Consider the following 21,783-nt stretch of genomic DNA (forward strand, 5'->3'; position numbering starts at 1 on the left):
ACAGTAATCAAACAAAAAATCATGAAACATCAGAAAGGAATACACCACATTACCGCACTGGCAGGAGATGCCCAACGAAACGCTGAATTCTATACTCAGATTTTGGGGATGAGGCTGGTCAAGAAATCCGTGAATCAGGATGATCCCGGAACTTACCATCTGTTTTATGGAAATCAGTCTGCCAATCCGGGCTCCAGCCTTACCTTCTTCCCCTGGCCACAAGCGATAAAAGGCAAACCGGGAACCGGTGAAGTAGTGAATGTTGGGCTTCAGGTACCGGAAGGAACTCAGGAATTTTGGGAATCACGCCTCAGTGATCATGATGTCAATTTTGAAGTGAAAGATGTGTTTGGACGAACCGTGCTTCGATTCAACGACCCGGACGGAATGGAACTGGATCTGGTTTTTGAAGGAACGGCCAAAGAGAAAGTTGAAAATGTAGATTACATCGTTCCTTACGACAAAACCATACAGGGATTTTGGGGAGCGCGTATGTACCTCACCGAACGGGAGCATACACAAAAACTGATCCATGAGCTGTTTGAGTTTGAAGAAGTGGCAAATGAAGGAAATCAGTTCCTATATCAAACCGAAGCAGAAATCGGTCATTCGGTAATTATTGAAGTAGCTGATGCGCCTGTTCATGGTCAAAATGGACGAGGAATTGTGCACCATATCGCTTTCCGGGCAGAGAATAAAGAAGAGCTGGATCAGCTTCGGGAGAAAGTAAACCAACGCGGACTCAACCCTACCCAGATTATCGACCGCCACTGGTTCAATTCCGTGTATTACCGAATTCCTGCCGGGGTACTTTTTGAGATGGCATCTGATGATCCCGGTTATACCGTTGATGAGGAGTTTGAGCACCTTGGTGAACATCTTATTCTTCCCCCTTGGCTGGAAAACAAACGGGACCGGATTGAACAAATTCTCCCCGAAATAAACATGCCTTCTAAGGCAACACGCTAATGCATTCACAACGTAGTGACACAAAATCTTATGTCACTACTACGTTACAATAAAAACACCATTTCAAATTCAGTTACATCCACACCCATGAGTTTATTCCGTGTTACAGAACACACAAATTTTGAAGGTCCTCACCAAAACACACAAGTTGCCGAGGCGGGAATGCCTGCTTCAGAGGCTGATTACGCTATGATTATGATTCACGGCCGTGGTGCCAGTGCGCCCAGTATTCTCGATCTAAGTTCAGCATTCGAAACAGAAAAGAAAATTACTTATCGGGCTCCGCAGGCAAACGGACATACCTGGTATCCCTATTCCTTTTTAGCTCCCACTGAGCGGAACGAACCCGGTTTATCCTCAGGATTGCAGAAGATTCATGATATTATTGAGGAATTGGAATCCGCAGGTATTTCCAAAGAACGAATTTTCCTGCTTGGTTTTTCCCAGGGTGCCTGCCTCGCTTCAGAATACATTGCCCGCCACCCCGAAAAATATGCCGGCTTAATTGCTTTAAGCGGAGGCGTAATCGGAGATACCATTAACTTCGATCATTACAATGGCGACCTGCAACAAACTCCGGTATTCTTAGGATGCAGTGATGTAGATCCGCACATTCCGAAGGAGAGAGTTCATGAGACCGAAGAGCTTCTCAGTAAATTAGGCGCTGACGTCACCAAAAAACTCTACCCCGGCATGGGCCACCTTGTGAATGAGGACGAGATCAAGCATATTAATGGCTTACTAAATTCAAAATGAAAAGTGAAAAATTAAAAATTGTCCGGAGGCCTATTTTTAATTTTTCATTTTGAATCTTTAATTCACAATAATGGAAATTCTTTGGCTGGCTGCGGCCTATATTTTGGGGATGGCTGTATCGCGACTTAAACTGCCGCCGCTGGTCGGTTTTTTGGGTGCGGGTATTATTCTTTCCCTCGTCGGTTTTGAAACCACCGACACTCTCCATGAGATCGGACACCTCGGGGTCTTATTTCTACTGTTTACGGTAGGATTACACCTGAGGCTGAAAAGCATTCTTCGTCCTGAAGTTTTAGGTGCCGGAGGTATACACCTTGCTTTAACCGCCGGTATTTTTGGGCTCATAGCGTCCTTGTTTGGATACGAGCTTGTTGAAGCAATTATCATCGGTATCCTCCTCGGCTTTTCGAGTACGGTACTGGCTGCTAAATCTCTGGAAGACCGGGGCGAGCTTGGCGCATTCCATGCCCGTGTTTCTATTGGTATTTTGATTTTACAGGATATTGTAGCTATAGCACTACTCGCTTTAACGGGTGGAGGAGTGCCCTCAATCTGGGGTTTAGCTCTATTGGCTTTACCCCTTTTCCGCCCGCTGCTAATTAAGGCTTTGATAGCTAGCGGACATGATGAACTCCAGCTTTTATTTGCTCTGATTTTAGCCATCGGCGGCGGAGCACTTTTTGAAGTATTAGGGCTCTCATCTGAGCTGGGAGCGTTGGTAGCCGGTGCTTTGCTTTCCGGTCATAAACTTGCTGATGAACTCACCCATAAACTTTGGGGACTTAAAGAGGCCTTTCTGGTCGGTTTTTTCTTGGAAGTTGGCCTTGCCGGATTACCGGGCTACAACGAACTAATATTCTGCGTGGTGATTTTAGCTTTACTCCCCATTAAATCCATACTCTACTTCTTTTTACTGGTTGGCTTTAAGCTACGATCGAGAAATTCTTTTCTGGTCACCACCACACTTACCTCCTACAGTGAATTTACCCTCATTGCCGGAATTGTAGCCGTTTCGGGCGGCTTCATCCCTGAAACCGTTGTTACCAGCTTTGCCTTGCTTGTGGCGGTTTCTTATGCCATCAACGCTCCGCTTTCTGCAAATGTCAATGCGCTCTGGAGTAGGTTTGAACTTTCCCTTTTGAAGTATGAACGTGATGTAAAACATCCCGGCCAGCAGGTGGTATCGCTTGGCAGTGCAAATTACCTGGTGGTTGGAATGGGACAGGCAGGTTCATCTGCTTACGAATACCTGAAATATTACGGCCACAAAGTAATTGGAATGGATGCTGATCCGGCCAAGCTGGAAGAAAATATTCAAAGCAAAAGACGGGTAGTGTATGGTGATGCCCGTGATCCCGAGTTGTGGGAAAACATCAACCTGGAAAATGTAAAGGCCATTATGCTGGCTATTCCAAATCCTGACACTAAAGTTGAGGCCACTAAGTTGCTGCGTCAGTATGGGTACAAGAGGGATGTAGTGGCTTTGACTATGCGAAGTGATGAACACAGAGCCCTGAGGGATGCCGGAGCAACCGCTGTTTGCCTGCCTATGTCTCAGGCCGGAAAAAAGCTGGCGGAACTCAGCCTTGAAGAAGGTCCTTCGGAAAGCACATCGCTTAACCTGACTTTTGACCGATGAGCGATTTGTATGTTCAAATATCTGAGGATGACTATTTCCTGGGAAATCCGGAGGCTAAAACCACCCTGCTGGAATATGGCGATTATGAATGCCCGTACAGCAGACTTGGATATCGTTTTTCACAGATGTTATTAAAGGAATATAGGGAGCAGTTAAATTTCACCTTTCGGAATTTCCCTATCCGAAAAAAGCATCCTAATGCTCAGCTTGCAGCTGAAGCCGCTTTATGCGCCGGCGAACAAGACCGGTTTTGGGAAATGCATGACTTACTTTTCAAGCATAATCGTACACTTAGTGAAAACAGAATACTTGATTTTGCAGAAGACATCGGGCTCGATTTGTATAGGTTCAGAGTAAACCTCTCCACCAACGAGTTCGCCGGCCGAGTTACGGCAGACTTCAGAGGAGGCATTAAGAGCGGAGTTGATGATACCCCTACCTTCTTTGTTAACGGTAAGCGATATTCCGGAGAATTAGATTACAAACAACTGAAGGCATTTACTGACACCTTCCTGAATTAAACTCGACCCCAATGACATGCTCGCATAAAGATATGATCAAGGTCACCACCACTTCTGTTGATGTTTGTCAGCATTGCGTGGAACAGGGAAGTTCCTGGGTGCATCTGCGCATGTGCATGACTTGTGGTTATGTGGGCTGTTGTGATTCATCCCCTAACAAACATGCCCGGGCACATTTCGAAACATCAGAACATCCCATTATTCGTTCGATTGAACCTGGTGAAGAATGGCGCTGGTGTTATATTGATGAACAATACATGAGGCCTTAATGGATGACTATATCGTAAAAGGGATTAAATCATTTCCTCAGTTTTCCGAGGTTCCGGAAGAACAGCTACAGGCATATGTGGAACTCTCGGAAGTATGCACCTATCAGCCAGGAGAAATTATTGTAAAGCCCGGGGATGAGATCAATAAAATGTACCTGGTACTGGAAGGGAATATCAGGATTCAGCTCAAGAGAGGAGATCAGTTCACGGTAATTGATACTTTTGATCCGGGCGATCTAACCGGTAAACTTCCCTTTTCACGCCTTCAATCATCGCTGGCTTATGTGACGGTGATGGAGGAGTCGACCGTATTGGTTACCCATGAGGAAAATTTTTCGGAAATCGCTTCCCATTATCAGCTTATTGAATCCTTTGTTCATGCCTTATCTGATCGAATCCGTCACTTTACCACCCAGCAGCAGCAGAACGAGAAACTTCTCGCACTTGGTAAACTTTCCGCTGGTCTTGCGCATGAATTAAATAACCCGGCCTCGGCGATGGTCAGGAGTGCCACATCGCTCAAGACAAACCTTCATGCTAAACCCGAAAAGTTTAAAGGGATGATGGAACTTCAGTTGTCTGAAGAGCAAGTGGATGCTATCAACAAAATTATTTTTGAGAAGCTGGAATCCAACCCTCCTACTCTCAGCCTGATGGAACGCACTTCGCAGGAAGATGAACTTGCAGACTGGTTAGAAGATCACGGAATTGAAGAAGTCTATGAACTGTCAGAAACATTTACTGAACACGGCTTTGATACCGACGCCCTTGATGAGATCAAAAACATCGGTGATGAAATACTGCTCCCTCCCGTCATTAAATGGATTGAGGATGTTTTTGTTACCGAAAAAATGATTGCCGAAGTAGAAGATGCAGCACGCAGAATTTCAGATCTGGTATCTTCCATCAAAACCTATTCTCATATGGATCAGGCCAATGAGAAGGAACCGGTAGATTTAGAGAAACTGTTGAAAAGCACTCTCAGCATACTGAACCACAGAATTAAAGAAAAGCAGGTGACCGTTGAAATTAATATCCCGGACGATTTACCGGAGTTCTGTGGATTTGTCAGCGAACTGAATCAGGTTTGGATGAACTTGCTGGATAATGCTGTGGATGCTCTTGAACAAAAGGGACACATAGAGATTTCGGCCAAATCTAAAAACGGTGATCTCAAAATTTATTTTAAAGATAATGGAGCCGGCATCCCTGAAGACGTACAAACCAAAATTTTTGATCCCTTTTTTACAACCAAAGGTATAGGAGAAGGAACCGGCCTCGGTCTCGATTTTGTTCGAAAAATTGTGCAAAAGCACGATGGCACCATCTCCGTACAATCCAAACCCGGCGAAACTATCTTCGAACTGTGTTTTCCGCTAAATAATTAAAAATTAAAGATGAAAAATTTAAAATTAGCTTCAATAATTTCATTTCGTCTCGTCTTTAATTTTAAATTTTCAATTTTTAATTCCCGCAGGGATGAGTAAACCCATAATTTTTGCAATTGATGATGACGTACAGGTTTTGCGGGCAGTAACCCGGGACCTCCGGAATAAGTATCGCGGTGATTACCGGATTATGAGTACCGACTCATGCAAAGAGGCGTTGGAGTCGTTGCCGGAGCTCAAGAAAAAAGGCGAAACCGTGGCTCTGTTTCTCAGCGATCAGCGTATGCCGGAAATGATGGGCGTTGAGTTTCTCGAGAAAGCCAGAAAAACCTACCCCGATGCCAAGCGCGTGTTGCTGACGGCTTATTCCGACATGGAAGCCGCCATTAAAGCCATCAATGATGTACAGCTGGATTACTATTTACTGAAACCCTGGGATCCCCCCGAAGAGAAACTTTACCCGGTTCTGGATGATCAACTGGATGAATGGCTGGCGAACTTCAAACCTGAATTTCGTGGTATTCGCCTGGTTGGCTATCAGTACTCACCAAAATCACATGCTGTCAAAGATTATCTCTCCGGAAACCTGATCCCTTACCGATGGTTGGATATTGAAAGCCATGATAAGGCCGAAGCGCTTTTGCAGGATTATGAATTATCGACCGATGACCTGCCGGCGATCTTCTTTGAAGATGGCAGCCACTTCACCGAACCAACTCCCAAAGAAATTGCCGAAAAATTGGGGAGAAGCCCTACCGCCAATGAAAACATATATGATGTAGCTATTATCGGGGCAGGTCCTGCGGGGCTTGCCGCCGCTGTGTATGGAGGATCGGAAGGGTTGAAAACATTGCTCATCGAAAAACGGGCACCCGGAGGACAAGCAGGAACCAGTTCACGTATCGAAAACTACCTGGGCTTCCCTAAAGGGCTCAGCGGTTCTGACCTTGCCCGAAGAGCCATCACACAGGCTAAACGTTTTGGGGTTGAGTTTCTTTCGCCACAGGAAGTGGTGGATATCACCCTTACCGATCAATACAAAACCGTAAAAATGGCTGACGGCTCTGAAATCAATGCCAAGGCCGTTGTTGTAACCACCGGTGTGAATTACAGGAAGCTGGAAAGCAAAGGAATTTCAGACTTTACCGGAGCCGGCATCTATTACGGTGCAGCCATGACCGAAGCGCATGCATTTAAAGGCAAACAGGTTTATATCGTTGGGGGAGGAAACTCAGCCGGTCAAGCAGCGATGTATTTATCCACTTTTGCCAAGGATGTAAAGATATTGATTCGGGGTGAATCCCTCGTTTCCAGCATGTCGTCTTACCTGATTCATCAACTTAACGAAGCGGAGAATATCAAAGTAATGCCGCACACTGAAGTAGAAGAAGCATGCGGTGAGAATAAACTGCAGAAGCTGGTTCTTCGAAAAAATCAGAACAACTCTTTAGAAGATGTTGAAGCGGATGGCCTCTTTATTTTTATCGGTGCTCGCCCTTACACCGACTGGATTAAAGCCAATGTAATTAAAAGCGAGCGCGGGTTTATTGAAACCGGCAGAGAATTACAGCGATACGATGACTATAAGAAAACATGGAAACTGGATAGGCAGCCTTACCTGCTGGAAACCTGCTCACCCGGCATTTTTGCTGCTGGTGACGTCCGCGCCGGAGCCATGAACCGGGTAGCCTCTGCTGTGGGCGAAGGTTCCATGGCCATCAAATACGTACATGAGTATTTAGCCGATTCCAACACCTGACCATTCCTTAACAAAAGTTTTACCGCTCTCACTTCTATAAATCGTATATTAAGTTTACTGTGTAATTCCCGGTAATAAGGACAGGGAAGCTTCCACCGGCAAAACCGTAAATTTTGCCGTCACCACTTCTAAAAATTTATATCATCAAATCCGGAAGGAATGGCATACCCGACATCCATCATTCAGAAAACAGCATCTTTAATTTTCATATTCACCGTAATTTTTTCTACTTCAGCTTTTTCTCAAAGTTGTCCGGCTCAGGGCACTGAAATTTTTCCGGAACTTGAGGGACAGGAATTGCTGGATGCTTTGGTTCAGGAATATGGAACTACTGATAATATCAGCTACGATGAAGCCCGGGATATCCTCTATTCTGAAATTGATAATAAAAATGATTCTTTGACCACAATTTATACCGGCTATAGAATCTATCTCGATCCCAATAACGATCCAAGTACAGATGCCTTTAATAAAGATGTAAACGCCGAGCACAGCTGGCCCCAAAGTAAAGGTGCTTCAACGGAGCCTGCCCGTTCCGATATGCACAGTCTTTTTCCGGCCTACTCCCGCGCCAACAGCGCCCGGGGCAACCACCCTTTTTATGAAATTCCGGACCAGGAATCCGATACCTGGTGGCGACTGGATCAGGACGTATCCAACCCTGATGGTAATGTCATAGATGAGTACAGTGAATACCGGGATTCTCACCCCAACGCTTCCTATTCGGCCAGCTGGGAGCCCCGCGAAAGCGTAAAAGGTGATATTGCCCGTGCCGCTTTCTACTTCTATACGATGTACAAAACCCAGGCCGATAATGCCGATCCTATTTTCTTTGAAATTCAAAAAGATTTTCTCCGCAACTGGAATTCTGTGGACGCAGTTTCAACCACGGAATATGAGCGGACGTGTGCCATCGCGGATATACAAGGGAATGAAGTGAACCCATTTGTAATTGACCCATCCCTGGTGGAGCGCGCTTATTTTGAAGGCGAGATCAGCCAGACCAATGTTGAGTTTTCGGCTTCTGTTTTGAACTTCAGTGAAGGCGATGGTGCCATAGAAATCGAGCTTTCCATCACCAACCCAAATGCAGATACAGCCACTACCGTGGATGTGGTTTATTCAGGGGGAGCCGCAACCTCCGGTGAGGACTTCCAGGCTTTTACCAGCCAAAGCGTAACTTTCCCGGCCGGATCTTTAGAACGACAATCGGTTACTCTCACCTTAATTGATGATGACATCGAAGAGGGAGACGAAACCATCCTGTTGGGATTAGAGAATATTTCCGGTCCGCAACAAGCGGTTATTGGATCAGCGGGTTCAACAGAAATCACCATACGGGATAACGATGGGGAAACACCCTCCGCAGCCTGGATCAACGAAATGCATTATGACAATGACGGTGGTGATCAGGGTGAGTTTGTGGAAATAGCTGTCAATGCGGAGTTTGCGGATCTGAGCGATGTCACATTGAGCCTTTATAATGGAAACGGAGGCTCTGTTTATGCTTCTTACTCAGGGAATGATTTTACAGCCGGAGATACCGAGAACGGAATATCTATTTTTTATGTGGACCTACCGGTGAATGGATTACAAAATGGAAGTCCGGATGGCATGAGCCTTGATATTGGTGGAGAGTTGATCCAATTCCTTTCCTACGAAGGAACCTTTATTGCGGTTGACGGCCCTGCCCAGGATGTGGAAAGTACCGACATCGGTGTAGAGCAGTCCGGAAATAGTGCTGTTGGAAGTTCACTTTCTTTGGAAGGTTCCGGTTTTGCGTACAAAGACTTTAGCTGGGAATTCACAGAGAGCAACACCAAAGGCTCGGTTAATACCAATCAGACCCTTGAGACTCCAACCTCCAACGAAGACGAAAATCCTGCCATCGCCGATAATTTCAAACTTCATCAGAATTATCCGAACCCATTTAATCCAACCACTAATGTCAGCTATGAACTTAAGAATCCGGTAAATGTTACCCTTTCTGTTTATAACGTTCTGGGGCAAAAAGTTGAAACGCTCGTAGACGGAATGAAAAGTGCCGGTTTACATATGGCCACGTTTGATGCTTCCGGTTTATCCAGCGGAGTGTATTTCTATCAGCTTAGAGCCGGTGAAGTTACCTTCACACAAAAGATGTTGCTATCTAAATAACATAGCCATTAATGAAAGGGTGTATCAAAAAAGGTGCAGCCCACAATCCGGCAGAAGCAACCTTTCAGCGACCGCAGGTCCTGAAAGCGTTGCGGGAATGTGGTTGGGTAGATATCGTTATCCTGTTTGGGCGGCGAACGCTCCAAGGTCCCCCGGACGCTTGGAGGTTCTTTATGCTTTTCATTCTTCACCAAAAGAGAAGCTATATAATTCATGAAAGCATAAATATTGCTATCTAAATAATCTCTTTTATATTTGAAGAAACGGAAACTCAGGTGATCGAGATGAAGCACTTAACCATAATCCTGTTCTTTTTGATTCCTGGACAAATCGTTGCCCAGTCTTTTTCACCGGAGATAAATCTGAAAACGGGCATACAAAGAATTAGCGGCCATTCTTTTAATCCTGATTATGAACAAGATCACACGGTGATGTATGAGATTGAGGCCTTCCACCCTTTTTTCAATTTCGAAAAATCAGAGCTTAGTGTTGGGCTTACCGGTTCATTACGAAGAGAAGCCGAAAGACTCGACACCTATGCCTGTCTGGATTGCCCCCAATATAATTTTAAAGGACATGCTATTGGATCAGCGATAAAGCTGCAAACGGTTGACACTCCCGTGGTTTTAGGTGTGTATTCAGGGCTGTATCTCAATCAAACAGTAATTGAACAAACCCACTCAGGAATGTTACCTGCTAACATACAGGCGGAGCCTCTGATTACAATCAAAGAAACCTACTTAAATCTTTCTACGGGTTTCAGAGCAAACATTCCGGTTTATAAAAACTTCTTTTTTACCGGCGATTTTCGTCTTTACTTTCCTATGGATGATTCGGACTTCAACCAAAGGCGAACGGCGCTTTCAGTCGGACTCAAACTGAGGTTTTAGAAATCAATACCAATTTTATCTTTGATCTTGTCTTTAAGCGAGTCTTCTAATTCTTTCTTACGCTCTTCCAGCTCTTTCTTTTTCTCTTCTACAACCTGAAGCTGTTCATCCACCTTCGCCTGTAATTCCTCATATCGTTTACGGAGTTCTGCTTCTTTCTGATTTTTAAACCGCTCCAATTGCTCTTTTTTACCCGCTACCTGTTTTTGTACCTCGGCCCTGATTTTCCGCTTGGCGTTTTCCACTTCCTGGCTTACGGTTTGCTTCAAGGCATTCATAAATAAATCATCAACATTGGATCGCACCCGTACCCTCAGCGGGCCGTTTACATTATCCACCAATGCAGCTACATCAATTTGATTGGTACTGCCAATCGCATTTCTGATCAAAGACTCAACACGATTTTTGGGTTGCCCCGCGGCGGCAAAGTCAAAACTGATATCTCTGGCAATATAATCGATGCGACTGTCGATACGCTTGTCAATGATGTTCATATCCACATTCAGCTCTCCTTTTCCGGACTTGAGTTCATAAGGCAACAAATCAGAACCGGACAACCTTGCTTTGGATAGCGTAAAACCGGCGTAGTTCACCGTAAAGCTCTCGCGCGGTTCCTTATTTAGATAATTAAACTCCCCGTTAATTGTAAGGGTAACTTCATTCTCATCCTCTCCCTTCACATTAAACTTCACCGGCTGGCCGGTCTTCTTCTGGCTGCTGCTGATATCGGTTACCGATCCGGAAATGGCGATATCCGAGTTCGTTTTCCCGGAAAGCTCGATGTTTTTAAACCAGAATCCGGGATAGTCGTACTTATCTGAAAACTCATAATCCAGCCCTTCGTAGCGGGGAATGTCCTGTACCGAATCCTCTTCGCCCACCAACCGGCTGCCATATTCCCGGGCAATAGCTACATATTCGAGGTAAGCGGCATAATCACCCAGCAGGTTCTGCCCGAATAAAGCCTTCCCGATATTCTGAACATCCAGATCCGGTAATTTGGCTACACTCAGCGCCCGCTGATAATCTTGTCTGATCCAGTTATCAACCTGGCCGAGATCGCTTCGTGTGGTGCCATAATCCTGTTCAAACTCCTTCTTCAGGTTTTCAGCACGGGTTTTTAGTGAATCCACCTGTTTTCGAAGTTTTTGCACGTTTTCAATCGCTTCCACCACCTGCTTGGGTTTTTTTATTTCTTTCGGGTTGATGGAATCGACCGTACTCTTAAGTTTGGCGACCTCTTCATTCACTTTAGTATTCTTGAAAGTGCTGTCCCATTTGGTGTATTTGCGTTGAATGCCCTGCCTGAGTGAGTCAATTTTGTCGACAGACTGAATATTGACCTTTGCCATCAGGCTGTCCACATTCAGGTCGTCCCTCACATCTGTAAATTTCACCTCGGCATTCTTTTTTGCTTCACCGGTTACCTGACTTACTACACTGTACACAAATCCGGGTTCTTCATTCTTAACTTCTTCGGGAATTTCAAAAGAGCCATCCGTTTCACGTTCGGTGTCCATTTGAAAGCCTGTCAGCCTCACGTCATCTACAATCACTTTGTTGCGGAGAATAAGTGGCCAGAACTCCATGCTAAACTCGGTTTCCCCGGTTTCGAAGGTATTTTGCATGGTGTTGTTGGAGTTGGCCACCTGCAAACGGCTCCATTTTATGTGGAGGTCCCATAAGCTGAAATCAAAACCATCCAGTTCTACTTTCGCTTCATTCAATATACTTCCCTGGTATTCTATTTGTCCTTCCACCCAATCATCGGTAATGAAATAGGTTGCAGCAAATCCAATTCCTGCGAGTATTAAAACCGTAATTATTCCGCCTATTCTCATTGCCTTATCCTCTCACTCTGTTTACGGTTTGATAAATGCTGTAGAACTTAGTGCCCTTAAAAGCCTGTACAATCTTCCATTTTTGGATTTTGGCGTGAATGTGCTCCCGGTATTGAATCACACCAAACCGGGCTAACGGAAAAGCGGGAATACACAATAAAATAGCCGTCACTAAGCTTCCTATAACCACCGTATTGTAGAACTCAGTTAGAGCGATCCATTCATTATTATACAAGGCCGTCCAGGTTTCCTGCATGTTTTCCAGTTCCAGCAGCCAAACCCCAAAGCTGTGAAAGAGCGGGTCGGCCAGGTATGCTATTCCGCTGAAAATAGTAAAGGACAGAAGAGCCATCCCGATATTAACTTTTAATACCAAAATCAGCACTACAATGAACAGGTTGTGCAGTGATGAAAGGGGAGTAAGCCCGATAATCATTCCAAGTATGACACCACCTGCTATCTGTGCCGGCGAGGCTTCTGAAGCCAGTGCTTTTAGCAACTTGGCGATGTAACGCATTAACAAGAACATATTTGCTCCTTACCTTAAATTATTCAAATGCAAAAGTAACTGAATTAACATTTAAAATCTTATTTAGCCCTTAAAGAGAATATTATGTTTGGGCATGAAGTTATAAATATAGTATGTATGCCTGCCTGCTTACATTGAATATGTTTTCTGAGTAATTATCGTTTATATTTCTGAACATCCTAAGAGATTAATTAATCGCCCTATGTTTAACCGTTCATATTTACCCATCTCCATCGCTGTTTTCGGTCTGCTTTTTTCAAGCTGTGACCTTTCGCAAACCAAAGACAAGGATAAAAGTGACGCTCCCTTCCCCTGTAAAGATGGAATGGCCATGGATTATGCCTGTGATAATGTGGATTTATTTGCGCATGTTTCTGTTTTTGAACTTACCGGACAATCATCCGGTGTATATTTAAATGATATTTGGGGCTGGACCGATCCACAAACCGATAAAGAATATGCCTTGGTTGGTCTTACAAACGGAATGTCTTTTGTGGATATTTCTGATCCGGAAAACCCGATAGTTGTAGGCCGTATGCCGGAATCGAACCTGAATGCTAAGTATAAGGCGCTTCCGCTTGATCAATATCCGGCCTGTAATCTCGGGCTTGGAACCACAGCACGATCCAAATCTATCTCCCAGGGTTCCTCATGGCGCGATGTGAAAGTGTATGACAATCATGCCTTCGTGGTAAGTGATGCTCAGCCTCATGGAATGCAGGTGCTGGACCTCACCAAGCTTCGCAACTACGACGGCTCACCCATACTGCTCGAGCATGATGCTTTATACGACCACTTCGGACCTTCTCACAACATTGTTATAAATGAACAAACCGGTTTTGCCTATGCAGCCGGAGTTACACAATCCATGATGTGCGGAAGCAGGGACAGCACCGGTTTACATATGATAGATATACGAGATCCCAAAAACCCAACGTATTCAGGTTGCTACATCGATACCGAACCCGGCTTTTATCGTGTGGCACCGGGTTATATTCACGACGCCCAGTGCATAATTTACAACGGACCTGATTCTGAGCATCAAGGTAAAGAAGTGTGCTTTAACTCTGCCGAAGGTAATGTGGTTATCGCAGATGTTTCTGATAAAGAAAACCCAACCACCATTGGTTTTGAACGCCAGGCCGATATGCAGTATTCGCACCAGGGGTGGCTAACGGAAGATCAGTCTTACTTTTTAATGAATGATGAGCTGGATGAGCGAAACCTCGGTCGCGGCACCAAGACGTATGTATGGGATGTCCGAGACCTGGAAAACCCTGAATTTGTAGGATATTATGAGCACAATACCTTTTCCATTGATCACAACCTGTATATAAAAGGAAATTATGCTTACGAAACGAATTATAACTCCGGACTGCAGATTCTTGACTTGTCCGACGTAGAAAATGCCAACCTTGAGCGGGTTGCCTATTTCGACACCCAACCTGCCACCGATGCCTCCTCTTTTAAGGGCACCTGGAGTAACTACCCTTATTTTGAAAGCGGAATGATCGTTTTGAGTGATATCGAGACCGGCTTATTTATCGTTCGACCGAATCTGGATTAACCGTAAATAAAATTTTTCAAGCTGAAGCCCGAACTCACCTTCGGGCTTTTCTATATCTTTGTGGAGCTGTTTCGGTTCCACTCATTCTGCCCCCGGATTGCAGCTATATTAACTGCATGTTACCTAAGTCCCGATTCTTTTGAGATAAGGGGATATTTACGTACATTTAGCACGCTTTTATATATGGCCTAAAAGGCCGCTCTAATCACAATTACAGCGAAAATCTCAGCGCATATTTATGGATTTATTTGATAAGCTTGAGGGCCGACCAAGTCCTCTTGGCCCATTCACTTCGGAAGGATACGGGTACTACACATTCCCAAGACTGGAAGGACCTTTGGGGCCGGAAATGCAATTCAACGGCAAAGACATGGTCGTTTGGAGTATTAACGACTACCTCGGCATTGGGAGCAACGAGGAAATTAAAAAAGTGGATACGGAAGCCACTGCGAAATACAGCCTGAGTGCACCAATGGGTGCCCGGCTAATGACTGGTAACACTACCGAGCATGAGAAACTGGAAGAAGAACTGGCAGCTTTTGTTCATAAAGAATCTGCTCAGCTTCTCAATTATGGTTATCAGGGTATCATGAGTACCATTCACTCCCTGGTAGATCGCAACGACTTTCTCATTTACGATGAGCTGAGTCATGCTTGTATTGTTGATGGAAAGCAGCTTTCCATGGCCGACAAATCCGTGTTCAAGCACAACGACATTGAAAGCTTCAAAAAGCAACTTTATCGTGCAGATAAGAAACGTAAAGACAATTCTTCCATCCTTGTTGTGACGGAAGGTGTTTTTGGCATGACCGGCGATCTCGGCATCCTGAAAGAAATCATTGCTCTTAAAGAAGAAGTTGACTTCCGCCTGTTGGTTGATGATGCACATGGCATCGGTACGATGGGTGAAGACGGATCAGGGGCAGGAACACATCTTGGCGTTCAAGATGGAATTGATATCTATTTTGGCACGTTCGCAAAATCTTTTGCTTTAATTGGTGCTTTTATCGCCTCTGAACCGCGCGTTATTGAATTTCTGAAAGCAAACTCACGCAGCCAGGTATTTGCGAAGTCCCTTCCACTACCTATGGTTGTTACCGCACGCAAACGCCTGCAGATGATTAAAGACCACCCCGAGTGGAGAGAGACACTCTGGAATAATACACTGAAGCTTCGCGAAGGACTTCGTGATCTGGGATATACGGTGTTGCCATCAGAAAGTCCGGTAACTCCGGTTCTGACCAAAGGAAGCACGGACCTCTGCCAGGATATTATGCGAAAGCTTCGTGAAGAGCATGGCGTATTTGTAAGTGGTGTTGCGTATCCGGTAGTTCCAAAAGGAACAGTACTGATTCGCCTCATCCCTACCGCAGCTCATAATGATGCACACATCGAGAAAACTCTTAAAGCCTTTGGCGCTATCAAAGAGTTTGTATTCGAAGCCGCTGAAAAGCTAAGTGCGTAATTAAAGCACCTATCTATTTTCAAAGCCTGCTTGTTCACTCAAGCAGGCTTTTTTTGTTTTATGCTATCCCGCTTCTGGTTACCAAATAGCGCAAGCGTCCGCTTGTGCTTTGTTTGAATAGGAAAACGAGTGCAGTATTATCATCTCTTGTCCAAGCGGACGCTTGAACCAGAACCAAAATAACTACCTCTATCACGCAATAGGAGAGGTTCATCCATATATGAAAAAGCTTATTCGCATAAATGCATAAAAGTATATCAGCTCTGGAGTGATTTTACCCCACCTGAACCCGAACTTGCTCGTGAGAAAAGCTTCGGATGTCAAAATCTTTATTGAGTGCGATAAGCGAGCCTGATTCATTCACCCCAAGAAACTTAAACTCGCCATCAAGCTGCTCGTCATTCACTGTAAGGTTGGTCCATTCTCCATAACCAATCAGTGCATGGTTTATCTGCTTCACCAAATCGGGGCTAAACTGACTCCATAACCGGTACCGATATTCGATTTTTTGCAAAATATCGGCCAGCAATTTTTCTCTTATAAACTCTTTACCACATTCTTTTTTTACTGATGTTGCCTTTTCTGCTAACTCCCCATTAAATCTGCTTTGATTTACATTCAAGCCAAGGCCAACAACTACGCGCTCCAGCTTATTTCCGGAGAACTGGGTTTCGGTGAGAATACCACAGAGTTTTTTGTTGTTACACAGGATATCGTTTGGCCATTTCAGCCTGGTTTCAACATGGGCGCAGGAATTCACGGTTTCAGAGACTGCCAATGCGCAAGCTAAGGTAAGCAACGTAAACCGTTCCGCTTTTTGAGGTTCAAAAACCAGGCTGAACGTCAGGTTCTTTCCGGGCTCTGCATTCCACACCCGATCGTATTGCCCCCTTCCGCCGGTCTGGTCATCCGTTAATACAATTGCACCATGCTGGGTGCCCTCCCCGTTCAGCTGCTTTGCATAAGAATTGGTGGAAGGCAATTCCTCAAAAAAATGAAAGCTGCGCCCCAGCCAGGAAGTTGATAAGTGACTTTCAAAAAGTTCAGAATCGAACAAAATTCAATTTCGTATTAGTTGTTAATTAAACCCACCAGATCATACAAAGTAAAATAAACCCAGTAATGTTCCAGAAAGAAAATTGCTTTGGTGGAGACTAAAATACATCTAAATCTTCTTGTTAGTTTTGCAAATACTCTCCTGTACTGGCTCTGCACACCCCATTTCGGGTCAGTTATCTGAATAGTTCTGCCAAAATAAATTATGGCAGGATATTTGTAATCATTAACGTGCAAACAGTTGAACCGCCCTTTATATAAGGTTAACTTCAACCTGATTAACAAAAATATTCGCAGAGTACGAGTAACCCCATTATGGATATATTAGATAAAGTTGGTAAGGTTATTACCAAAGTCTTTGGTTCCAAGAGTGAAAAGGACATTAAAAAAATTCAGCCCATCGTAGATGAAATCAAGAGCTACGAAGAGCAGATGAAGCAGCTCAGCGATGATGAGCTGAAGGCCAAAACCGAAGAGTTTAAGCAGAAAATCAAGGATGCTACCGCCGAGACGGTTGCCGAGATTCAGGAGATTAAAAAGCACCTGGATGACATTGAGAACATCGGACCCGGCGAACACCGTGAAATGGCTGAGCACCTCGAAGAGCTGGAGCAACAGGAACTGGACATCATTGAAGAGGTTTTGGATGACATTTTGCCTGAAGCCTTTGCCGTACTCAAAGACACCTGCCGACGATTTGTCGGAAAGTCATGGAAAGTAGGTGGTAATGAAACCACCTGGGAAATGATTCCTTATGATGTACAGCTGATTGGTGCCATTGTACTGCATCAGGGGCGTATTGCTGAGATGAAAACCGGTGAAGGTAAAACACTGGTTGCCATTTTTCCGGCTTACCTGAATGCATTGGCCGGAAAAGGCGTGCACGTTATCACGGTAAACAACTACCTGGCTATGCGTGACGCCGAATGGAATGAGCCGATCTTTAACTTCCACGGACTGGAAGTGGATTGTGTAGATCGCTATCAACCCAGCACGGAGCCTCGACGAAAAGCCTACAAAGCGGATATCACCTATGGAACCAACAACGAATTTGGCTTCGACTACCTCCGCGATAACATGGTGGTTGAACAGGAACAATTGGTACAGCGCGAACATCACTACACCATTATTGATGAGGTTGACTCCATCCTGATTGATGAAGCCCGAACTCCGCTTATCATTTCAGGTCCGGTTCCGCAGGACAACAAATCCGGAAAATATGTGGAAATGAAGCCCCGCGTGGAATCACTGGTTAATGCACAGAAGAAATTAGTTGCCAACCTGGTGAAGGAAGGTAAAGAGCTGCTGGATGAAGGCGATGAAGAAAAAGCCGGACTTGCCCTGTTCCGTGCCGTTCGCGGATTCCCGAAAAACTCTCAGCTTCGTAAGCTGCAGCAGGATCCTAAAATCCAGAAGCTGATTCAGAGCACCGAGTCTTTTTACCTGCAGGATAATGCCAAGAACATGCCTGTGGTGGATGAGTACTTGTTCTACGCAGTTGACCCGAAGATGAATTCTATTGAGATGACGGAAAAAGGCCGGGAATTCATCACCAAAAAAGGAGAAGATGAAGACTTTTTCGTAATTCCGGATTTGGGAGAAGAAACGGCAGTTATTGAGAAAGAGATTGAAGAGCTGGAAGAAGAAAAGCTGACTGATGTCAAAACCAATAATGAGTTCAGCGATGAGTATAAAGAGAAGAAATTAGCTGAAGCTAAGCAGGAAGTGCGGCAAGAACGCGAACGCAAATTCAACGAATTGCACCGCTTGTTTGCCGAGCGTGGAGATCGCATTCACACCGTAAACCAGCTGCTAAAAGCGTACACTAACTTTGAGCGGGAAGAGGAATACATCGTTCAGGATGGTAAGGTAAACATCGTGGATGAACACACCGGACGTGTACTTTCGGGTCGTCGTTATTCCGATGGCCTGCACCAGGCGATTGAGGCTAAAGAGGAAGTAAAAGTTGAGGCGTCCACTCAAACCTATGCCACCATTACCCTTCAGAATTATTTCCGGATGTATAACAAACTGGCCGGTATGACCGGTACGGCGGAAACAGAAGAAGGTGAGTTTAACGAGATTTATGAACTCGACGTAGTAGTGATCCCCACCAATAAGCCTATTGCAAGGGATGACAAAGAAGACCTTGTATTTAAAACCAAGCGAGAAAAGTTTAACGCTTCGGTCGAAAAAATTCGAGAATATCACGAAAAAGGTCAGCCGGTATTGGTGGGTACCACCAGCGTGGATGTATCTGAAAAGCTGAGCCGTATGCTGCAGCGCGCAGGCATTCCACATAACGTATTGAACGCCAAACAGCACGCTCAGGAAAGTGAAATTGTAAAGCAAGCTGGTGAAATCGGAGCCGTAACCGTGGCTACCAACATGGCCGGTCGTGGTACCGATATTAAGCTTGCCAAAGGCGTTAAAGAGAAAGGCGGACTGGCAATTTTAGGAACCGAGCGCCATGAATCGCGCCGTATCGACTTACAGCTTCGAGGTCGTGCCGGTCGTCAGGGAGATCCCGGTGAGTCTCAGTTTTATGTATCGCTGGAAGATGACCTGATGGCGCTGTTTATGAGCGATCGGGTAGCCAACGTGATGGATAAGCTCAGTTTTGAAGAAGGTGAAGTAATTACTCACCCATGGATCACCAAATCGCTGGAGCGAGCTCAGAGCAAAGTTGAGCAGAATAACTTCAGTATCCGTAAGCGACAGCTGGAATATGATGACGTACTGAACAATCAGCGAAACGTGATTTATGCCCGAAGAAAGCACGCGCTTTCCGGAGATCAGCTGCGTACGGATATCATGGATATGCTGGATGACCTGATCGAGTCGATGGTGGAAGAACATGTAGCCGCCGGAGATTATGACGGACTTCATGAATCGGTTTTACGTCACCTGGCGGTAGATGTAGATTATGATCGAGAAACCTGGTTCAATATGAACGAGCGGGACCTTGCCGATCACATTATCGATAAAGCCATTCAAGCTTATCGCAAGAAAGAGGAGCGGATGGCCAAGCCTCTGTATGAGGTTATGAAGCGAATTACGGAAGCCAATCCGGAAAATCGCCCTGATAAAGTTCAGGTTATTTTTACGGACGGTATTCGCCGCATGCGCATTGTAGTGGATGTGGAATCGGCTCTTGAAAATGAAGGGCGAGAAGTTGCACGTTCCCTCGAGAAGAGTGCCATTCTATCCATTATCGATCAAAAATGGATGGAACACCTGCGCGAATTGGATTCCGTTAAAGAAGGTATTGGCTTGCGTTCTTTTGCACAGAAAGATCCATTGCTTGAGTATAAGCGTGAAGCTTTTGACATGTTCAAAATGTTGCTGGATGACATCAACCAGGAAGCTATTTCACTGATTTGGAAAGCCGTACCTGAAGTACAGGCCGAGGATTCCAAACTGGAGAAGGCTCAAAAGCAGAAGTCACGCTTCGACACATCTTCGATGGAAACTCAACACGCCGACTCTACCGGTATGGGACTTAAAGCACCGGCTCAGCCTCAACAAAATGGTGGACAGAAACCACAGGGTGGCAATGCCAAACGTCAGCCCGTTGAAGTTGCCGACGAACCCGGCCGTAATGATTACGTTACTGTTCAAAATATGAACAGCGGCGAGACCAAAGAGATCAAATGGAAATACGCCAAGCGTATGGTTGATGAGGAAGGCTGGGTTGTAGTCGAAAAATAATTCATTCAGCCTTTTTACAGGCACATAGCAGGTCACAAGATTTTGCGTCCCTGCTATGTACCTAATCATTTTTTCGCTATGTTTGTCCCGAACTAATTAAACACCGGATTTGTGGAAGTTTTAGGGATCGATATTGGAAGTTACGGCATCAAGGGTGCCATCGTGGATACTGACAAAGGAGAGATTGTATCCAAGAAGCGTACAACCGACAAAATTGACGACACCCGTCCGCATAAGCTTATCTCAAAACTGCACAAGGTTGTTAAGAAATTTGACTGGGATGGCCCTATAGGATGCGCCTTCCCGGCAGCGACCAGCAAAGGAATCGTACTCTCAACAACCCGCATGGATCAAGGCTGGGTGGATGCCGATGCCGATCATCTGTTTACTGAAATCACCGGCTGCAACGTCAGCGTAATTAACGATACCGATGCCGTTGGGTTGGCAGAAATGAAATTCGGCGTGGGAAAAGAACAGCGCGGAACTGTTATTGTGTTGACGGTAGGTACCGGAATTGGCTCCTCCCTTTTTGTAGATGGCACACTTGTACCCAACACCGAATTAGGTCAGGTTGAGATAAAAGGAATTAGTATTGAAGAAAGGGCTTCGAACCGGGTTCGAAAAGAGGAAGGTATTCGGAAGAAAACCTGGGGGAAAAGACTACAGTTGGTCCTGGAGCAGTATGAAAAACTCTTTCATCCTGATCTTTTTATTCTTGGCGGTCAGCTTTCCAAAAAAGCCGATAAAACCTTTCCCTATATCAAAATAAAGACCAAATTTAAGGCTGCCAGCCTGCTTAATAATGCAAGTATCGTAGGTGCAGCTTATTACGCGGCCTCGGTTCAGCTTAAGAATAAAGAATTCTACCGGTAGGTGTTATTCGTTGGAATGGAGCGCTATTCGGTTTCCTTCGCTATCCAGTATTACGGCCATATAGCCATTGTCTTCGGTGATAAGCCTTTTCGGGATCATAACTTTCCCCCGGCCCCTTCTACCCGATCAAGAATGGACTGAAGATTCGGGTTTGCATTCAGGTACAATAGCGGGCCATGGCTTTCACTTGGATAATACCATTCCTTGTTCTTGATGATGGCACCTCCAACAGTTCCGGTCGTAGCCGGGAATAGGGCCATTCGTAAGCCATCTCCTATATCAAGGTCCGGCATCTCAAATTCAAAAATGGTTTCGTAAAATTTCTTAGCTCTGTCAATATCATTGGCCGGTATTTCGAACCAGTTTATCGCGTTATTCATCGAATACATTCCT

Annotated in this window: 17 protein-coding genes; 13 read left to right on the forward strand and 4 right to left on the reverse strand. The window is 45.1% G+C overall.

The annotated features are described in order from the left end of the window. Nucleotides 1-21 precede the first annotated feature (21 nt). The 9 genes from ABFW99_RS05965 to ABFW99_RS06005 all read left to right on the forward strand — a co-directional run bounded on the left by ABFW99_RS05965 (nucleotide 22) and on the right by ABFW99_RS06005 (nucleotide 10,348). On the forward strand, nucleotides 22-969 hold the full coding sequence (locus ABFW99_RS05965; RefSeq protein WP_349355824.1) for a VOC family protein: 948 nt from the start codon (nucleotides 22-24) through the stop codon (nucleotides 967-969). Between the two features lie 87 nt (nucleotides 970-1,056). Then, on the forward strand, nucleotides 1,057-1,725 hold the full coding sequence (locus ABFW99_RS05970) for an alpha/beta hydrolase (RefSeq protein ID WP_349355897.1): 669 nt from the start codon (nucleotides 1,057-1,059) through the stop codon (nucleotides 1,723-1,725). 70 nt (nucleotides 1,726-1,795) lie between these two features. Further along, nucleotides 1,796-3,364 (forward strand): cation:proton antiporter family protein, encoded by a 1,569-nt coding sequence (locus ABFW99_RS05975; RefSeq protein ID WP_349355825.1) that lies wholly within the window; start codon nucleotides 1,796-1,798, stop codon nucleotides 3,362-3,364. Further along, a complete protein-coding gene (locus ABFW99_RS05980) occupies nucleotides 3,361-3,885 on the forward strand; it encodes a DsbA family protein (protein ID WP_349355826.1) in 525 nt (174 codons plus the stop codon). The genes ABFW99_RS05975 and ABFW99_RS05980 overlap by 4 nt, the downstream gene beginning before the upstream one ends. Before the next feature lie 32 nt (nucleotides 3,886-3,917). Next, complete coding sequence (locus ABFW99_RS05985; RefSeq protein WP_349355827.1) at nucleotides 3,918-4,154, forward strand: UBP-type zinc finger domain-containing protein; 237 nt, start codon at nucleotides 3,918-3,920, stop codon at nucleotides 4,152-4,154. Continuing rightward, complete coding sequence (locus tag ABFW99_RS05990; protein ID WP_349355828.1) at nucleotides 4,154-5,542, forward strand: sensor histidine kinase; 1,389 nt, start codon at nucleotides 4,154-4,156, stop codon at nucleotides 5,540-5,542. Before ABFW99_RS05985 ends, ABFW99_RS05990 begins: the two co-directional genes overlap by 1 nt. A 91-nt stretch (nucleotides 5,543-5,633) precedes the next feature. Beyond that, nucleotides 5,634-7,301 carry an FAD-dependent oxidoreductase gene (locus ABFW99_RS05995; protein WP_349355829.1) on the forward strand — a complete coding sequence of 556 codons (1,668 nt, stop codon included), beginning with the start codon at nucleotides 5,634-5,636 and terminating at the stop codon, nucleotides 7,299-7,301. 159 nt (nucleotides 7,302-7,460) lie between these two features. Beyond that, nucleotides 7,461-9,458 carry an endonuclease gene (locus tag ABFW99_RS06000; RefSeq protein WP_349355830.1) on the forward strand — a complete coding sequence of 666 codons (1,998 nt, stop codon included), beginning with the start codon at nucleotides 7,461-7,463 and terminating at the stop codon, nucleotides 9,456-9,458. 284 nt (nucleotides 9,459-9,742) lie between these two features. Beyond that, a complete protein-coding gene (locus tag ABFW99_RS06005; protein WP_349355831.1) occupies nucleotides 9,743-10,348 on the forward strand; it encodes a hypothetical protein in 606 nt (201 codons plus the stop codon). On the opposite strand, the gene ABFW99_RS06010 is transcribed toward ABFW99_RS06005, so the two are convergent. Together ABFW99_RS06010 and ABFW99_RS06015 are read right to left on the reverse strand one after the other, a co-directional pair. Beyond that, the gene (locus tag ABFW99_RS06010) at nucleotides 10,345-12,189 is read right to left on the reverse strand and encodes a TIGR03545 family protein (RefSeq protein WP_349355832.1); all 1,845 of its coding nucleotides are present in this window, start codon (nucleotides 12,187-12,189) and stop codon (nucleotides 10,345-10,347) included. The two genes, ABFW99_RS06005 and ABFW99_RS06010, sit on opposite strands and share 4 nt — an antisense overlap. A gap of 4 nt (nucleotides 12,190-12,193) precedes the next feature. Beyond that, complete coding sequence (locus ABFW99_RS06015; protein WP_440707448.1) at nucleotides 12,194-12,718, reverse strand: DUF2062 domain-containing protein; 525 nt, start codon at nucleotides 12,716-12,718, stop codon at nucleotides 12,194-12,196. Between the two features lie 202 nt (nucleotides 12,719-12,920). Between ABFW99_RS06015 and ABFW99_RS06020 the strand changes: the two genes are divergently transcribed. Further along, nucleotides 12,921-14,285, forward strand: a complete 1,365-nt coding sequence (locus ABFW99_RS06020) for a choice-of-anchor B family protein (protein ID WP_349355834.1) — start codon at nucleotides 12,921-12,923, stop codon at nucleotides 14,283-14,285. Between the two features lie 238 nt (nucleotides 14,286-14,523). After that, on the forward strand, nucleotides 14,524-15,750 hold the full coding sequence (locus ABFW99_RS06025; protein WP_349355835.1) for an aminotransferase class I/II-fold pyridoxal phosphate-dependent enzyme: 1,227 nt from the start codon (nucleotides 14,524-14,526) through the stop codon (nucleotides 15,748-15,750). Nucleotides 15,751-16,024: 274 nt separating this feature from the next. Here ABFW99_RS06025 and ABFW99_RS06030 read toward each other — a convergent pair whose 3' ends face one another. Beyond that, nucleotides 16,025-16,807, reverse strand: a complete 783-nt coding sequence (locus ABFW99_RS06030; RefSeq protein WP_349355836.1) for a biotin--[acetyl-CoA-carboxylase] ligase — start codon at nucleotides 16,805-16,807, stop codon at nucleotides 16,025-16,027. 314 nt (nucleotides 16,808-17,121) lie between these two features. Here ABFW99_RS06030 and secA point away from each other — a divergent pair, with 314 nt between their 5' ends. After that, a complete protein-coding gene (gene secA, locus ABFW99_RS06035) occupies nucleotides 17,122-20,517 on the forward strand; it encodes a preprotein translocase subunit SecA (RefSeq protein WP_349355837.1) in 3,396 nt (1,131 codons plus the stop codon). A gap of 111 nt (nucleotides 20,518-20,628) precedes the next feature. After that, entirely contained in the window at nucleotides 20,629-21,390 is a 762-nt protein-coding gene (gene ppgK / locus ABFW99_RS06040) for a polyphosphate--glucose phosphotransferase (protein ID WP_349355838.1), read from the forward strand. A 95-nt stretch (nucleotides 21,391-21,485) separates the two neighbouring features. Here ppgK and ABFW99_RS06045 read toward each other — a convergent pair whose 3' ends face one another. Further along, a complete protein-coding gene (locus ABFW99_RS06045; protein ID WP_440707449.1) occupies nucleotides 21,486-21,770 on the reverse strand; it encodes a VOC family protein in 285 nt (94 codons plus the stop codon). Between the last annotated feature and the right edge of the window lie 13 nt (nucleotides 21,771-21,783).

It is taken from the genome of Gracilimonas sp. BCB1, from assembly GCF_040117685.2.
Classification (GTDB): domain Bacteria; phylum Bacteroidota; class Rhodothermia; order Balneolales; family Balneolaceae; genus Gracilimonas.

What these genes read in the sequence shown, in the direction of transcription:
- ABFW99_RS06000 (WP_349355830.1), top strand. Translation starts at nt 7,461, where the DNA reads ATGGCATACCCGACATCCATCATTCAGAAAACAGCATCTTTAATTTTC.
- ABFW99_RS06010 (WP_349355832.1), bottom strand. Translation starts at nt 12,189, where the DNA reads ATGAGAATAGGCGGAATAATTACGGTTTTAATACTCGCAGGAATTGGA.
- ABFW99_RS06005 (WP_349355831.1), top strand. Translation starts at nt 9,743, where the DNA reads ATGAAGCACTTAACCATAATCCTGTTCTTTTTGATTCCTGGACAAATC.
- ABFW99_RS06025 (WP_349355835.1), top strand. Translation starts at nt 14,524, where the DNA reads ATGGATTTATTTGATAAGCTTGAGGGCCGACCAAGTCCTCTTGGCCCA.
- ABFW99_RS06015 (WP_440707448.1), bottom strand. Translation starts at nt 12,718, where the DNA reads ATGTTCTTGTTAATGCGTTACATCGCCAAGTTGCTAAAAGCACTGGCT.
- ABFW99_RS05990 (WP_349355828.1), top strand. Translation starts at nt 4,154, where the DNA reads ATGGATGACTATATCGTAAAAGGGATTAAATCATTTCCTCAGTTTTCC.
- ABFW99_RS05975 (WP_349355825.1), top strand. Translation starts at nt 1,796, where the DNA reads ATGGAAATTCTTTGGCTGGCTGCGGCCTATATTTTGGGGATGGCTGTA.
- ABFW99_RS06020 (WP_349355834.1), top strand. Translation starts at nt 12,921, where the DNA reads ATGTTTAACCGTTCATATTTACCCATCTCCATCGCTGTTTTCGGTCTG.
- secA (WP_349355837.1), top strand. Translation starts at nt 17,122, where the DNA reads ATGGATATATTAGATAAAGTTGGTAAGGTTATTACCAAAGTCTTTGGT.
- ABFW99_RS05985 (WP_349355827.1), top strand. Translation starts at nt 3,918, where the DNA reads ATGATCAAGGTCACCACCACTTCTGTTGATGTTTGTCAGCATTGCGTG.
- ABFW99_RS05995 (WP_349355829.1), top strand. Translation starts at nt 5,634, where the DNA reads ATGAGTAAACCCATAATTTTTGCAATTGATGATGACGTACAGGTTTTG.
- ABFW99_RS05970 (WP_349355897.1), top strand. Translation starts at nt 1,057, where the DNA reads ATGAGTTTATTCCGTGTTACAGAACACACAAATTTTGAAGGTCCTCAC.
- ABFW99_RS05965 (WP_349355824.1), top strand. Translation starts at nt 22, where the DNA reads ATGAAACATCAGAAAGGAATACACCACATTACCGCACTGGCAGGAGAT.
- ABFW99_RS05980 (WP_349355826.1), top strand. Translation starts at nt 3,361, where the DNA reads ATGAGCGATTTGTATGTTCAAATATCTGAGGATGACTATTTCCTGGGA.
- ABFW99_RS06045 (WP_440707449.1), bottom strand. Translation starts at nt 21,770, where the DNA reads ATGAATAACGCGATAAACTGGTTCGAAATACCGGCCAATGATATTGAC.